The organism is Synechococcus sp. H55.9, from assembly GCF_047462355.1.
GTDB lineage: Bacteria > Cyanobacteriota > Cyanobacteriia > Thermostichales > Thermostichaceae > Thermostichus.
The window spans coordinates 1-1,243 of record NZ_JANSJB010000190.1 but is presented as its reverse complement, the minus strand read 5'-3'; the positions used below and the strand labels follow the sequence as shown (position 1 = coordinate 1,243).

The window sequence follows — 1,243 nt, the reverse complement described above, 5'->3', positions numbered from 1 at the left end:
GCTTTTCATCTGCAAAAAGCTTTTCCCAAGCTCAGCCAAGGGATCCATCTCTTGAGCTGGGATCCCCAACACAGAGCCCTAACCGAGCAAGATTTGGCTTACATTCGAGAACTAGGCCCAGGCTTGCTGCTGGCTGCCAATCCGATATCCCTCACTTTTTCTCAGCCGGATCCGCCAGAGCCGGCCCGCTTCTATCCTTGTAAGTACGTCAAGCTGGGTAACTTCCTGCCGGCTGAAGTCAACCAAGCCATCTTGCAGCATGCCATTGCTCATCAAGATAAGTTTATCCCTTCGAGAAGCTATAGCCAAAACAACACTGAGGCTGAGTCTCTCAAGTTTCGCCGCTCCTTACGCCTAGATTACGCTTACTTTCAAGAGTATGGATCCCTGCTGAGGGAGAAAATCGCCGCGGTGGCTCCCACAATCTTTCTCGAGTTAGGCATTGATAACTTCGACATCCAAATTTTTGAGATGGAGATGATTGCCAGCCATGATGGCTGCTACTTTACTCCCCATACCGATAATTCTTATCCCCAAACTGCCTTCCGTCAGGTAAGCTGTGTGTACTACTTTCACAAAGAGCCCAAGCCCTACCGAGGAGGTGAGCTGCGTATTTACGATACCCAAAGGCAGAAGCCCCACCCACCAATTCTCCATGGAACCTATGATGAGGTGATTCCAACTAACAACAGCATCGTCTTCTTCCCTAGCAGTTGCATACACGAAATCCTGCCAGTGTTTAGCCCCAGTCAAGCCTTTGACGATAGCCGCTTCACCATCAACACTTGGTTAGGAACCAAGCAACTTGCCTAAAGGCTCGAATTCAATATGGCCAGAGTCTGTATTGTTACCACGGTTCGGGATCCAGGAGTTTGCTTGGAATTCTTCATTCGCTACCACCTTGCCATCGGGATCGCCCACATCTATATCTTCTTTGATGATCCGGAGGATCCCGCTGCCCAGATGGCGCTTAGATTTTCCGAGGTACAGCCTGTTAATTTAAAATAGGGTACAGGTATTCAAGAGGAAGGAGAGAAAGAGATGCCAACCCATTCTTTGGATCTACGGCAAAGAGTTGTAGCAGCTTATCAGGCAGGTAAGACCTCCATCCGCCAGGTAGCCGAACGGTTCATGGTGACCAAGAGAACAGTACACCGCTGGGTGCAACAGTACCAACAAACTCAGGATTTGACCCCCAAGAAAGTAGGCACCAAGCGAGTGGGTATTTTGGAACAACATCGAC

At 49.3% G+C, this 1,243-nt stretch carries 3 protein-coding genes; all 3 read left to right on the top strand.

Translation table 11 applies throughout. The features are described from left to right. Positions 1 to 813 (top strand): 2OG-Fe(II) oxygenase (locus NW857_RS13035; protein WP_414369217.1); only part of this gene is annotated, 813 nt, incomplete at its 5' end. Between the two features lie 63 nt (positions 814 to 876). After that, positions 877 to 1,008 carry a glycosyltransferase family 2 protein gene (locus NW857_RS13030; protein ID WP_414369215.1) on the top strand — a complete coding sequence of 44 codons (132 nt, stop codon included), beginning with the start codon at positions 877 to 879 and terminating at the stop codon, positions 1,006 to 1,008. A 33-nt stretch (positions 1,009 to 1,041) separates the two neighbouring features. Continuing rightward, the coding region (locus tag NW857_RS13025) for a helix-turn-helix domain-containing protein (protein WP_414369213.1) at positions 1,042 to 1,243 on the top strand (202 nt) is incomplete at its 3' end.